11 protein-coding genes are annotated in these 13,151 nt (G+C 41.6%); 5 read left to right on the plus strand and 6 right to left on the minus strand.

Going from position 1 to position 13,151, the window contains the following annotated elements:
• Position 1: 1 nt before the first annotated feature.
• Both DWW33_RS02585 and DWW33_RS02590 read right to left on the minus strand, forming a co-directional pair.
• Positions 2–1,141: a CobW family GTP-binding protein gene (locus DWW33_RS02585; protein ID WP_118638776.1), complete on the minus strand. Its 1,140-nt coding sequence runs from the start codon at positions 1,139–1,141 to the stop codon at positions 2–4.
• Positions 1,142–1,284: 143 nt separating this feature from the next.
• Positions 1,285–3,012, minus strand: coding sequence for an ABC transporter ATP-binding protein (locus tag DWW33_RS02590; RefSeq protein ID WP_118638777.1), 1,728 nt, complete (start codon positions 3,010–3,012; stop codon positions 1,285–1,287).
• A 509-nt stretch (positions 3,013–3,521) separates the two neighbouring features.
• On the opposite strand from DWW33_RS02590, the gene DWW33_RS02600 reads away from it, so the two are divergent.
• From DWW33_RS02600 to DWW33_RS02615, 4 genes are all read left to right on the plus strand, one after another.
• Entirely contained in the window at positions 3,522–4,199 is a 678-nt protein-coding gene (locus DWW33_RS02600; protein ID WP_118638779.1) for a response regulator transcription factor, read from the plus strand.
• Positions 4,200–4,277: 78 nt separating this feature from the next.
• A complete protein-coding gene (locus DWW33_RS02605) occupies positions 4,278–5,282 on the plus strand; it encodes a sensor histidine kinase (RefSeq protein WP_158561515.1) in 1,005 nt (334 codons plus the stop codon).
• 87 nt (positions 5,283–5,369) lie between these two features.
• Complete coding sequence (locus tag DWW33_RS02610) at positions 5,370–6,053, plus strand: ABC transporter ATP-binding protein (RefSeq protein ID WP_022243356.1); 684 nt, start codon at positions 5,370–5,372, stop codon at positions 6,051–6,053.
• Entirely contained in the window at positions 6,050–8,659 is a 2,610-nt protein-coding gene (locus DWW33_RS02615; protein ID WP_118638781.1) for an ABC transporter permease, read from the plus strand. Before DWW33_RS02610 ends, DWW33_RS02615 begins: the two co-directional genes overlap by 4 nt.
• On the opposite strand, the gene DWW33_RS02620 is transcribed toward DWW33_RS02615, so the two are convergent.
• Entirely contained in the window at positions 8,654–9,073 is a 420-nt protein-coding gene (locus DWW33_RS02620; RefSeq protein ID WP_117698306.1) for a PaaI family thioesterase, read from the minus strand. The genes DWW33_RS02615 and DWW33_RS02620 overlap by 6 nt on opposite strands.
• Before the next feature lie 196 nt (positions 9,074–9,269).
• Between DWW33_RS02620 and DWW33_RS02625 the strand changes: the two genes are divergently transcribed.
• Positions 9,270–9,908, plus strand: a complete 639-nt coding sequence (locus tag DWW33_RS02625) for a lactate utilization protein (RefSeq protein WP_117698307.1) — start codon at positions 9,270–9,272, stop codon at positions 9,906–9,908.
• A gap of 62 nt (positions 9,909–9,970) precedes the next feature.
• Here DWW33_RS02625 and DWW33_RS02630 read toward each other — a convergent pair whose 3' ends face one another.
• The 3 genes from DWW33_RS02630 to sigE form a co-directional block, all read right to left on the minus strand.
• Positions 9,971–10,555 (minus strand): hypothetical protein, encoded by a 585-nt coding sequence (locus DWW33_RS02630; protein WP_118638782.1) that lies wholly within the window; start codon positions 10,553–10,555, stop codon positions 9,971–9,973.
• Between the two features lie 141 nt (positions 10,556–10,696).
• Positions 10,697–12,301 carry an MBL fold metallo-hydrolase RNA specificity domain-containing protein gene (locus DWW33_RS02635; protein ID WP_117841196.1) on the minus strand — a complete coding sequence of 535 codons (1,605 nt, stop codon included), beginning with the start codon at positions 12,299–12,301 and terminating at the stop codon, positions 10,697–10,699.
• 92 nt (positions 12,302–12,393) lie between these two features.
• Positions 12,394–13,134, minus strand: a complete 741-nt coding sequence (sigE, locus tag DWW33_RS02640) for an RNA polymerase sporulation sigma factor SigE (protein ID WP_022243362.1) — start codon at positions 13,132–13,134, stop codon at positions 12,394–12,396.
• Positions 13,135–13,151 lie beyond the last annotated feature (17 nt).

Below are 13,151 nucleotides of genomic sequence, written 5' to 3' on the forward strand. Positions count from 1 at the left end.
ATTATGCAATGCCGAATAATTCTTCAATCTTGTGTTCGTCAATCTTAGAACCGATGACACAGAGTCTTCCGGTGTAATCCGGCTCTCCGTCTCTTAATTCATACTCGCCCGGAACCATATCAAAGTAAATCCAGGAACCATTGACATCCTCTACCATTCCTTTTGCACGGAGAATCATACCATACTCTTCGCTCTCGGATAAGGTCTTTAATACCTCTTCTATCTTCTCACGGGTAAATTTATGCGGAGTCTCTTTGCCCCAGCTTGTAAATACCTCATCTGCATGATGGTGATGATGATGTTCGTGGTCATGGTCATGGCATCCGCAGGTGCAGTTCTCATCATGTTCATGATGATGCTCGTGCTCTTCATGGTCATGGTCGTGCTCCTCATGATCATGATCATGATCGTGATGATGCTCATGCTCCTCATGGTCGTGATGGTGCTCATGCTCTTCGTGGTCATGGTCATGATGGTGTTCATGCTCATGTTCTTCCTCTTCTGCTTTATGATGTGCCTCTGCAAGAAGTTTCATCTCAAGAGAATCCTGTCCTTCCATAACTTTGAGAATCTGCTCACCTTTGATGGCATCCCAAGGAGTTGTAATGATTGCAGCCTTGCCATTTAATTCCTGCATCTGTTTTACGCAAAGCTCTAACTGCTCCGGTGTTGTGCTCTGGGTTCTGCTTAATACGATTGTTGTTGCAAATTCAATCTGGTTATTGAAGAATTCGCCAAAGGCTTTCATCTGTTTGGATGCTTTCTTTGCATTTACAACTGTAACCAGTGCATTTAATTTCACATCCTGCTCTTTTTCCACATCAATAACAGATTTCATTACGTCAGAAAGTTTACCAACTCCTGACGGCTCGATTAAAATACGGTCCGGATGGAATTTAGTAATTACTTCATTTAAGTTCTTTCCAAAGTCTCCTACCAGGGAACAGCAGATACATCCTGAGTTCATCTCGGTAATCTCAATGCCGGAATCCTTTAAGAATCCGCCGTCGATACCGACTTCACCAAATTCATTTTCAATCAGTACCAGCTTCTCACCAACAAAAGCCTCTTCTATCATTTTCTTGATAAATGTGGTCTTTCCAGCTCCTAAGAAGCCTGAAATAATATCAATTTTTGTCATTTTAACATCCTTCTTTCTAATAATTAAAGTGTATTTCACACTGAATTGATTTGTCTACCTATTGCAATATAGCAGAAAAAGTAAAATTTCTCAAGCAAACCGCGTGAACTTCATACAAATTTTATAAATAGCTTTTCTCAATATCAATGGGTATGATAAAGCCCTGCATAAATTCCATTCCGTGCAAGCAGCTCCTCATGGGTGCCCTCTTCTTCGATTCCCTGCTCAGTCAGCACCAGAATACGCCCTGCATTTTCTATCGTAGAAAGCCTGTGGGCAATTACAAATGTTGTCCGGTTCTTTGCCAGTTTCTCAAGCGATTCCTGTACCACTTTTTCACTTTCATTATCCAGTGCCGATGTTGCTTCATCAAAAATAAGTATCGGCGGATTCTTTAAAAATACCCGGGCAATGGAGAGCCGCTGTTTCTGACCGCCGGAAAGTTTTACACCCCGCTGTCCGATATCTGTATCATAACCATCCGGCAGTGATAAAATAAATTCATGGGCATTGGCATTCTTTGCTGCCTCAATGACTTCTTGCCTTGTCGCATCCGGTTTGCCATAAGCAATATTTTCAAAAATGGTTCCGGCAAACAAATAAACATCCTGCTGGACAATGCCAATGTGGTCTCTTAAACTTTTTAATTTATAGTGGCGGATATCACAGCCATCAATTAAAATTCTGCCCTCTGACACATCATAAAATCTTGGTATCAGGCTGCAAAGGGTTGTCTTTCCGGCACCTGAAGTTCCCACCAGTGCCACATAGCTTCCTGCCGGAACTTTCAGATTTATATGCCTTAAAACGCGGCTTAAATGTTCTTCATACCGGAAGGAAACATCCTGAAATTCTACTTCTCCCCGCACATTTTCCATGACAATGGCATTTTCCTCATCCGAAATATCCGGTTCAATGGAAAGAATCTCCATAAACCGTTCAAAGCCGGAATATCCATTCTGGAACTGCTCGGTAAAATCAATCAGCGTCTTAACCGGCTCGGTAAATACATTGATATATAAAAGGAACGTAATCAAATCCGTATTACTCACACTGCCACCCGGAATCCACAGTGCTCCGGCAATCACCACTGCTACGGTAATCAACGTGGTAAATGCAGTCAGTCCCGCCTGATAACCACCCATAAAGAGATAGCTGTTCTTCTTGGCATCTAAGAAGCCTTTGTTTCCGCGGCTGAATTTTTCCTGTTCGACTTCTTCATTAGCAAAGGATTTTACTACGCGGATACCGGAAAGGTTGTCCTCAATCTGGCTGTTGATATCCGCTATCTTAATACGGTTCTGCCGGAACGCCTTTTTCATCCGCTTATTAAAGAAATATGCATACGCTATCATAAACGGCACCAGTGCAAATGCCGCCACTGTAAGCTTCGGACTGATTCCCATCATAATAACAAATGCACCAATTATCTTAATCAGGGAAATCACAATATTTTCCGGTCCATGGTGCAGTAGTTCGCTGATATCAAAAAGGTCCGTAGTAATTCTCGCCATCAGTTGTCCGACCTTCTGATTATCATAAAATGCAAAGGACAGTTTCTGATAATGAGCAAATATTTCTGCCCGCATATCATATTCTATTTTGGCACCCATTACATGACCATTATTAGAAATATAATAATTGCTGTAACACTGAATGGCTACTAACGCCACCATAAACAAAGCAAGCTTTCCGATTGTCTTTACTGCATCCTGCTCCGGCAGATATACCACTGTTGATGTAATATAGCGTACAATCAGCGGAATCACCAGTGCCGCCACTGCTGCTAACAATGCAAAAAACATATCGGTAAAAAATACGCCAAGATATGGTTTATAATAAGAAATCATTTTCTTTAAATTCTGCTTCATCTGTCTATCCCTCTTGCCTTTACCAGCTTATTTTTCATCACAACTGTCCATCTTATACTGTTTCTTTTGCAAATGCAAGTTTCTTTATGCTACAATGACTTTTATAAACGTGGCGGATTGAAAAAGCTGCCTGCATAAAATAATTTCGGTTATCCGAAGGATATTTGTTTATGGGATGGAAAATGCCTGTTGTTCTTAGCTGCATGTTTTGCTTGATGATAAACTGTCTTTCCGCTTGCTTTGACTGGATATCTGCACTTTCCGCCGGGTGCGGATGCGGTATAAGACCTGCAAGGGGCACTTCTTAGGCATCCGCACTTCGACGGACGGTACAGATAGACTGTCAAACATTGGAAAGACGGTTTTTACAGGCAAAAGCAAAATATGCAGCTTAGAACTACGGTATTTTATATCCAAAACAAATATCCTTTGGATAACAGAATTATTTTAGCAAGTGCTCCCGTTGTCAATCCGTGCCTTCTATAAATTAATTGTAAGGAGAAGAAAACATGACACATGTACTTCTTGTAGATGATGATACAAGTATCGTTTCCAATTTACGCACTTTCCTGAATCAGGAGGGTTTTCAGGTTACTTCTGCGAATAACCAAAAGGAAACCATCGATTTATTAGATTCCGGGCAGTATCACTTTGACTTAGCGTTGCTTGATGTCTCCCTGCCGGATGGAAGCGGCTTTTCTTTGTGCAGTGCCATCAAGGCAAATTCTGATATTCCTGTCATTTTTCTGACAGCATCGGATGATGAATACAGTGTGGTTGCCGGGCTTGACCTTGGTGCCGACGATTATATTTCCAAGCCCTTCCGGCCGAGAGAACTGATTTCCAGAATGAACAGTGTTCTCCGCCGCTATCACCGTGGCAGCCAGCCGTTGGAATATCATGAACTAAAAGCTGATACTGTACGTGGACTGGTCTATAAAAATAATATGGAACTAACTCTTTCTGCTTTGGAATACCGGCTGCTCCTACTCTTTCTTTCCAACCAGGGCATCGTCCTTACACGAAGCCGGCTCTTAGATGAACTCTGGGATATGGCAGGGGAATTTGTAAATGATAATACCCTTACCGTCTACATCAAAAGGCTCCGGGAAAAAATCGAAGCCGACCCGGCACACCCGGAATATATCAAAACCATCCGCGGACTGGGCTATAAGCTTGGTGACTAATTGAACTGCAGAAAATGACTGTTATAAATATGAGTACCATAATAACCGATGAAAATGTATTTTCCCAAAGGAGTCTTTATGAAATTTTTACGCAATCCCGAAATCAAAAAATGCCTGTTTCTACAACTGCTTGTATGCTTTATCTTTGCAGGCATCGGATTTTATTTTGATACCATCTGTGGTGTAATCATCCTTTTTTCATCACTTATTTTCATTCTTATTTTTATTATTTTCACCAGAAAACGTTACCGGAAGGTGGAATCCTTAAGTCAGCAGTTAGATGCGATGCTGCACAGTAACAGCAGTGGTGATTTCAGCGACTATATGGAAGGAGAACTTGCAATTTTACAAAATGAGCTTGCCAAGCTGACCAGACGCCTTGCGGAACAGAATCAGGCTCTTGAAAACGATAAAAAATATCTTGCGGATGCCATGGCTGATATTTCCCATCAGCTCCGCTCTCCCCTTACTTCCATCCGCCTTTTGCTGACTCTCTTAAAAGAGCCGGCTCTTTCCGATGAGAAGCGAAGGGAATCCCTGCGGGAATTATCCATGCTAATTGACCGGATGGACTGGCTCATTGAAACTTTGCTGAAATTATCTTCCATGGACGCAGGAACCATTACTTTTCACCAGACCAAAACCTCTGTCAAAGAACTGCTCTCCGCTGCGGCTGCACCTTTGCTCATTCCACTAGAGCTTCGCGACATCCAGTATCATGAAACCATAGAGCCGAAGGATTTTTCTTTTTCTACGGATTTACGATGGACGGCGGAAGCCCTTGGAAATATCTTAAAGAACTGCATGGAGCACACGCCTTCCGGTGGCAGGATTGATGTTACGGTTACCGACAATCCAATCTATGTTTCTATCGTGATTGAAGATAATGGAAGTGGTTTTCTGCCAGAAGATATTCCGCATCTTTTTGAACGCTTTTACAAAGGAAAAAATGCCACCGGCCAGAGCATTGGCATCGGTCTTTCCCTCTCCCGTATGATTGTTTCCAAAGAAAACGGAACCTTAAAAGCAGAAAACCGTAAAGAAGGCGGTGCACGTTTTATCCTGAAATTCTATAAAAAGTGACAGAACTGTCACTGAAAAGTCATGCTCCTGTCATCCGGGATGCTTATACTTCTCATTAGAATCGCATCAAATGGAAAGGAGTTACTTATGGAAATCTTACGAGCTGAAAATCTCACCAAAATCTATGGAACAGGAGAAAATCAGGTGGTTGCCTTAGACCACGTTTCTTTTTCTGTCAACAAAGGCGAATTTCTCGCCATCATCGGGCCATCCGGCTCCGGCAAATCTACACTGCTTCACATTTTAGGTGGTGTTGATACACCAACCTCCGGCAAAGTCTATATGGAGGGCACTGATGTCTACGCGCAAAAAGAAGAACAGCTTGCCATCTTCCGCAGACGGCAGGTCGGACTGATTTACCAGTTCTATAACCTGATTCCGGTACTGAATGTCGTTGAAAATATGACACTTCCTGTCCGCATGGATGGACGCCCGGTCAACAAAGAGCATTTAAATGAACTGCTGGAAATTCTCTCTTTAAAAGGACGGGAAAATCATCTTCCAAATCAGCTTTCCGGTGGTCAGCAGCAGCGTGTCTCCATCGGTCGTGCATTAATGAACGCTCCTGCTGTGGTTTTAGCCGATGAGCCTACCGGAAACTTAGATTCCAAAAACAGCCAGGAAATTGTGGAACTCTTAAAATATTCCAACCAGAAATTTAACCAGACCTTAATTGTCATTACCCATGATGAAAACATTGCCCTTCAGGCAGACCGCATCATTGCCATTGAAGACGGCAAAATTACACGGGATGAGGTGATTCGTGCATGAATATCTTCCACAAAATCACACTCACCAACTTAAAGAAGAATAAAACCCGTACCATCGTCACGATTATCGGAATTATTCTTTCTACTGCCATGTTTACCGCAGTTACCAGCAGCATCAGTTCCCTTCATGCATTTATGAAGGAATATACCATTGATACAGAAGGCTGCTGGCAGGGTGCCGCTTTTCATGTCACCCCATCAGAAGCAAAAGATTTCCTCTCCCATGACGAAATCGAGTCTTCTGTTTCTTTAAAATATATTGGATATGCCAATCTTAAAGATCCCGCCAACCAATACAAACCATACCTTTATATCTGCGGTGTAACGGACGATATCACCTCTCTTCTTCCGGTACACATCACGAAAGGACGGATGCCTGAAAATGATTCTGAGCTTCTACTTCCTGAGCACCTTACCTATGACGGTGGCATTGCTTATAGCTTAAACGATGAAATTACCCTGGATGTTGGGGAACGTGTGGATGAAGATGGTTCTATTTTAGATAATAATACTTCACTGCTTGGTAATAAGTCAGAAAAAACAAAAGACGGAAAAGTAATTCCGTTAGAATCCATTACAAATACGGAGTCAAAAACTTATCAGGTGGTAGGTTTTTACAGCAGACCTTCCTTTGAAAGCTTTCAGGCTCCGGGTTATACAGCACTGACTCTCTCTTCTGCCCGGACATCCTATCAGGATATTTACTTCTGTCTTCATAACAGCAAGGATGTATCCAGTTTTTTAGAGCAGAATGCACCATATTCTTATACCATGAACTATGATTTACTGCGGCTTGACGGAGCATCCATGGAGGATTCCTTAAACCGCACCGTCACCAGTCTTGCGGTTATTTTGATTGCAATTATCGTACTTGGGTCTATCTCACTGATTTATAATGCATTTTCCATTTCTATCAGCGAACGAACCAGACAATTTGGTCTGCTTTCATCCCTTGGTGCAACCAGACACCAGATGATTCACAGCATCCTGTTTGAAGCGGCTTTCCTGTGTCTTATCGGTATTCCGCTTGGAATCTTCTTCGGTTTAGTTGGCATTGGCATTACCTTCTATTTCACTGGTGATACTCTTGCCATGCTGTACCGAAGCGAAACCACACTGCACCTGACCCTGCAGCCATCCGTTGCCGGAATTGTGATTGCCGTCACCCTCGCTTTTATTACGGTATTGATTTCTGCTTACCTGCCGGCACGGAAATCCATGAAGTTATCTGCCTTAGAAGCCATCCGGCAGACCAGTGATATTAACATCCGTTCCAAAAAAGTGCATACATTTCCACTTACGGAAAAATTATTTGGCTTTGAAGGAATGCTTGCTGCCAAAAACTATAAACGAAGCCGCAGCAAATACCGTGCTACTGTTATCTCACTTTTCTTAAGTATTGTACTGTTTATTTCTGCCAGCAGCTTTTGTGCTTATCTGACACGTTCCGCCGGCAGCATTTATAACGGAAACGGCTATGAACTTTCCTGCACGATATATTCCGAAAATAACTATGACCCGGATACGCTTTTAACAAAAATCCGCGCTTTAGATGGTGTAGATAAGGCTTCTTACGGTGCCAGCTTCGCTGCCTGCTTTACTGTAGCCAAAGAAGACTGTTCGAAAGAATTTGAAAGTTTCTATTCTGATTATGAACAGGCTTATTACAGCAATACACTCCTGGCAGATGACTCCTGTGAGCTTACCACTTTGATTTATTTCGTGGAGGATCATTTATTTGAAGATTATTTAAAAGAAATCGGGGAAAATCCTTCCGATTATCAGAATTCTGATCATCCAACGGGTGTATTGATTGACCGGCTTCATGTATTCAATGACAAATACTATGACATTAATATTTTCGCCAATCCTTCTTCGCAGGATATTGTATTATCCGCTTTAGACGAAGATGTGAAAAATACCTGCACCGTCACCGCTGGTGCTTTCAGTGATACCATTCCTTTCGGTGTCAGTGCTCCTTCCGATAATGCGAAATTTATTTTTCCATATTCCTGTAAGGATGCTCTCTGGCAGGCACTCAGCCAGAACCCGGATAGTTCACTGGAAAATTCATACTATATAAAAACAGATAATCACAAACAGGTACAGACCGACTTAAATACACTCTTTGACAACGAAAATATTTCTGCTGATATCTATGATTATATGGATTCCATTGAAAATGAGCGTGCCATGATTACCGTTATCAATATTTTTTCCTATGGATTTATTACACTAATTTCCCTGATAGCGGCAGCCAATGTATTTAACACGATTTCTACCAATATTATTTTACGAAAACGTGAATTTGCCATGTTAAAATCCATCGGTCTTTCTCCGAAGGGTTTCCGCAAAATGATGCAGTTTGAATGTCTGCTCTATGGCTGCAAAGGACTCCTTTACGGACTTCCGGCTTCTATTGGAATCACCTGGCTTATTTATCGGGCAGTCAGTGATGGAATCGACTTTGGATTCTTTATTCCATGGTATAGCTTTGTCATTGCCATTGGCAGTGTGTTTGTCGTCGTTGCTGCAACCATGATTTATTCCATGCGTAAGCTTTCTTCTGAAAATATCATGGATGCATTAAAAAATGAAAATTTATAAAATCTCTTTTTCTTTCAGATTATAAAAGGTAAAATCACCGGTATTTAAAAGCATTCCATTGGCATCTGTAATTTCAAATGCTACTACTGTGAGGTTCCTTCCGGGTTTTACCACTTTGGCGGTGCATGTAACATATTCTGTTGCACGCGCCGCTTTTAAATAGCGGATCTGTCCGTCCACAGTAGTCACATAATATCCATAGGTTCCTGCCGCAATTCCGCATATGGTATCCACTGCCGAATACAGTACTCCGCCGTGCAAATCTCCATAGATATTTGTAAACTCTTTTTTGAATGGCAGTTCTGCCTTTACCCTTCCAAGTTCTGCCTCTGTTATCTTCATCTGCAGCAGACTTCCAAAGGGATTCTGCTCTAATAATTTCTGGCATTCTTCTATTGTAATTTTATTTTGCATTTGGTTCCTCTTTTCTTACATGTATCTTTTATCCTTTATTTGTACCTATTTTGTGCTCATTTATGTTTTTTGTCAATGAAACAATCTATCTGACTTTTCGGATTGCCAAATCCCCATCCTATGATGTAATATATTTTGTATGGTGTATATTAAGAATTTTTCTCACCATACACTTACGCATCAAGGAGGTATCTTTATGGATCCAAAGAAACAATTTTATGAAACACTCGCTACGTCCATGATTGAAAAATTCAAGAAAAGACAGATTGACGCATATTACTGTGCCACCAAAGAAGAAGCCGTTGCACTTGCCACTTCCATGCTGCCGACACAGGCAACCGTTGGTTTTGGCGGTTCCATGACTTTAACCGAAAGTGGTATGATGGCTGCTCTGCAAAATAAGACTGACATCACTCTTTATGACAGAAGCAAAGCTGCCACACCGGAAGAAACAACTGCAATTTATCATCAGTGTCTGAATGCAGATTATTATTTTATGAGTTCCAATGCAATCACTTCTGACGGACAGCTTGTCAATATTGACGGAAATGGCAACCGGGTTGCAGCACTCATCTATGGCCCGAAGGAAGTCATCGTTATGGCCGGTATGAATAAGGTTGTAAAAACAGTTGACGACGCTCTTGACCGGGTACATAATACTGCTACTCCTGCCAACTGCATCCGCCTTAGCAAGAAAACGCCATGTGCACTCACCGGAACATGTGCCGACTGCCTCTCACCGGAGTGTATCTGTAATCAGGTTGTTATCACCAGAAGAAGTGGTATTCCGGGAAGAATCAAAGTAATTCTCATCGGAGAGGAATTAGGATATTAATACGATTTCATAAAAAAATCCGCATACCAGATATACTCTGATATGCGGATTTTTATTTTATCCTATGCTCCGGCTGTAAATGTCGGTAGTTTCTCAATGACTTCCTGCAACGGACTCCAGTTCATCAGTTCTTCCTTTTCATCCTCTCTCTTGAAAGAAATCCCATTTTCCTTTTTCTGCTTTCTCTTTTCTGCACTTTCCTGAGTTCCCGGCAGTCTGCTATAGGCACCGGATTTATGGAATTCATCTGACACCCTGTTTACTGCTGCTACAATATATTCCTTATCCGGATCATTGTCCGATATACCGGAAACAGCGGTGGATACAATACGGTTTGCTTCTTCTTTGCTCTTTGCAGTTTTCAGCTCGTTCTCCACTTCCTCTGCAATCATCTGAATCCGTATCGCATGGGCATATGCAATGGGGTCATTTCTTTGAAGCCATGAAAGTTCTTCTTTGGTCAGCTTCTTTCCAGCCTCTAATTTCCGTTTGATTTTCGCCATTTTTTCCTGTTTTGCTTCTTCACTTTCTTCTGCCACATTATTATCATAAATGCATTTCATCATATACTGCGGCAATTCCTCCACCGTAGATACCTTCTTTGTATCCTGCTCCGTATTGGAAAATAAATTCAGTCTGACTGCCATCGCATCTCCTCCTGATTTCGTAATCTGTTCCTTGCATTTTATCTTACACTTATATATCGGAATATTTCTTCTTTTTCCATAGTCATTTGAAAATGCTTGACAGCAAGTAGCGAGAAACACGCGGCGCGTTTTTTTAACTTCCTATCTGTCCCACTTATCTGCCAGAGAATTAATCTGGTCAGCAAATTTCGCAAGATCTTTATTTGGGATACCTTCATTCTTCTGAATGACACTAAGCAGCCTCTGACCCGCCGCCAGCAGTCTTGCAAACACATTAGAGGATGCCTTTGCCGGTTTGTCTTTCTTCTTTTCAACCAGTTCACGGCTTCCTTCATGAACACAGACATTTTCTAATAAGTCATAGGTATCACCACTATATGGTGCAACCGCCTGATAGCCTAATTCCGTATGCAGATGCTCTGCAAATTCATCACAGACCTTATCCTCACCATGTACCACAAAGACACGCTTTGGTGGATTTTTAAATGCAGATGCCCATTTTGTCAGCATATCACGGTCTGCATGACCACTGATACCAGGAAGATTTAAAATTTCTGCATGTACCTGAATATTTTCACCGAAAAGTTTTACTTCTTTGGCTCCATTCAAAAGTGCATGACCCAAGGTTCCAGGTACCTGATATCCTACAAACAGAATCGTGCTTTCCGGTCTCCACAAATTATGTTTTAAATGATGGCGGATACGGCCAGCCTCACACATACCGGAAGCAGAAATGATAACCAATGGTTTCTTGCTGAAGTTAATCATTTTGGATTCATCACTGGTAACAGACGTTTTCAGTCCCGGGAATCCAATCGGATTAATACCCTGCTCCACTAATTTCTTTGCCTCATCAGAGAAGCAGTCTTCTACACTCTTATGGAAAATATTTGTTGCTTCCACAGCCAGCGGGCTGTCGATATAGGCCTCAAAATCTTCAAACTCCGGCAGCAGATGTTCTGTCTTGATCCGTCGCAGATGATATAGCATTTCCTGTGTACGACCTACAGAAAATGCCGGAATGACAAGATTACCACCTCTTGCAAATGTCCGCTTAATTACTGCCGCAAGTTCCGGTGCATAATCCGGCGGATCTGCATGTATCCGGTCACCATAAGTTGATTCAATCAATACATAATCTGCTTCATCGATAAACTGCGGATTTTTAATCAATGGCTTATTGCCATGACCGATATCTCCGGAAAATACAATTTTCACGGTCTTATCTTCTTCCGTCAGCCATACCTCAATGCTGGATGAACCAAGAAGATGTCCTGCATCTACAAACCGGATTTTTACTCCATCACAGATTTCAATGATTTTATTGTAATCACATGGTACAAAATGCTCTAAAACCCCCTGTGCATCATCCATATCGTAAAGAGGCACTACTTCCGGTAATCCGGCTCTCCTGGCCTTACGGTTTCTCCACTCTGCTTCAAACATCTGGATGTGTGCACTGTCCTTTAACATGATATTACAAAGTTCGCTGGTTGCTGTTGTCGCAAATATCTGTCCCCGGAATCCATGACTATACAGCAATGGAAGTAAGCCTGAATGGTCGATATGGGCATGTGTTACAAACACATAATCAATATTAGATGCATTCACCGGAATCTCCTGATTCACATATAAATCCGGTCCCTGCTCCATACCACAATCCACCAGTATCCGCTTATCCTGACATTGCAGAAAATGACAACTTCCAGTTACTTCATGTGCAGCCCCTAAAAACTCCAATAACATAATACCATCTCCTCGCCATCTCTTTATTGTCGAACTTATGATAGTATCATTTTATCATATTGGACAAAAAATGTATACATTTTATTCGTTTTTTATTCAAATCGCACAATTTCTTTCTTCAATCGTTTCATAATCTTTTTCTCCAGCCTGGAAATATAGGACTGGGAAATTCCTAATAAATCCGCCACCTCTTTCTGGGTCAGTTCATTATCATTTTTCGAATTGATGCCAAACCGCAGTTCAATAATCGTCCGCTCCCTGCCGCTTAAATGCTCAATTGCTTTATTCAAAAGCTTCTTTTCAACCTCAGTCTCAATATCCCGGTAAATGACATCTTCATCTGTTCCTAAAATATCCGAAAGTAGTAATTCATTTCCGTCCCAGTCCACATTTAACGGCTCATCAATGGATACCTCTAATTTCGTCTTATTATTTCTACGCAGATACATCAGAATTTCATTTTCAATACATCGGGAGGCATAGGTTGCAAGCTTGATATTTTTTTCCGGATTAAAAGTATTAATTGCCTTGATTAATCCGATGGTTCCAATAGAAATCAAATCCTCCACTCCTACTCCCGTATTGTCAAATTTCTTCGCTATGTATACTACAAGTCTCAGATTATGCTCGATTAATTTCTTTCTTGCAGTCTCACTCTGCTCTTTCACCAATTGTCCGATACATTCCATTTCCTCTTTCGCCGGAAGCGGTGGCGGCAGCACCTCTGCCCCTCCGATATAGTGAATCTCCGTCTCCTTACGAAGCAGCATATCTTTTAAACTACGCACAATGCGAAACTGAAAATGCTCCGGTATATCTACTTTTAAATACATTACAACTCCTCTTTCCT

The sequence above is a fragment of the Roseburia sp. AF15-21 genome, assembly GCF_003479505.1.
Classification (GTDB): domain Bacteria; phylum Bacillota; class Clostridia; order Lachnospirales; family Lachnospiraceae; genus Roseburia_C; species Roseburia_C amylophila.